The organism is Aeromonas sp. HMWF015 (genome assembly GCF_963878965.1).
GTDB classification, from domain to species: domain Bacteria; phylum Pseudomonadota; class Gammaproteobacteria; order Enterobacterales; family Aeromonadaceae; genus Aeromonas; species Aeromonas veronii.
Map to the genome: position 1 here is coordinate 1 of NZ_CAWNZT010000372.1, position 1119 is coordinate 1119.

Sequence of the window (1119 nt, forward strand, 5' to 3'; positions counted from 1 at the left end):
TTCCTAGAAAGGATTACACATCCATTCGATATTCATATACAAAACGTATTGAGAGTATACTTGATGAGATAATAAAAACCTATCAAACAGTTGTTAATCCAAATATTGTTGTCAATGAAATAGATATGTCAACAATTATAGATGCAGACATGCGTAATGTGTTTGCTCAACATTTATATGACTTTGATGGTATTTATAACTCATCTGGTTTTGAATATGCAGGTTTGGAAAAAGTTCGAGTTAGTCGAATTAAAGTTGAAAGTGACATATATAGTGAATCAGAAGATAACATCTTTGATGATGATGAACTAGGTGACAATAGTGGCGTTGAATATGGTCTTAATGACGATACGCAAAAAGATGATGAGGAAAACCTAACATTTAATATAAATAATGCTGCATATGATGGACAATCACTTGTAAATACAAAACAGATAACTGAGTTATGTAAAGAGGGTTTTTATCGTAGTAGTATCCGATGGAAGTCAAAAGCAACATTTCTGAAAAATAATCCAATAATTGTATTTGAACTTGGTTTTGATGAAAAGTACTTAGCAAAAAACCTGAAATTTAAGGTTATGTATAAAGAAATGCCTGATGGTGTTAAGGAGAAGCTAGAACAGTCAGATTTTGATAAAATAATATCTAAGTTGGAAGAGAAAATATTCCTCATAAATGATTTTATTATTGAGTCACTAGGAAAAAAAGATTTAGCTTTAGAAATGAAAAAAGAGCTTGATATGGACAGGCAGGAGGCTAGTTGATGATCAAGGTTAAGCTTTATAGTGTAGATATTCCTATATCTAGAGGGGATATTGAAGAGCGCTTATTTCAGAAGCGATACTCTGATGAAAAGGGGTTTGGATTTGAAGTTATTAAAAATGATTCTGAATTTGTTGTTCAGTTCATTGAAAGAACTATATGTAAGCAAGAGTTCGAACTTCCTGATGGTGAAGTGTCTGAAATTGAAACCGTTGCTTATTTAAAAGTAACGTTTGGTCTTAGATTTGATAGTAAATATGCATTATACGTGATCAATCCTTCGCGTAGTATGAAGTATCCTTTTGAAATGATAAGAGCATTATTTGGTTATGAGAGTGGATTAAGGCCTATTGAACT

Annotated in this window: 2 pseudogenes; both read left to right on the forward strand. The window is 31.5% G+C overall.

What is annotated here, in order from left to right:
• Positions 1–764, forward strand: a pseudogene (locus AACS18_RS19255) (hypothetical protein); the annotation flags it as partial.
• A pseudogene (locus AACS18_RS19260) lies at positions 764–1119 on the forward strand (hypothetical protein); the annotation flags it as partial. The pseudogenes AACS18_RS19255 and AACS18_RS19260, both read left to right, overlap by 1 nt.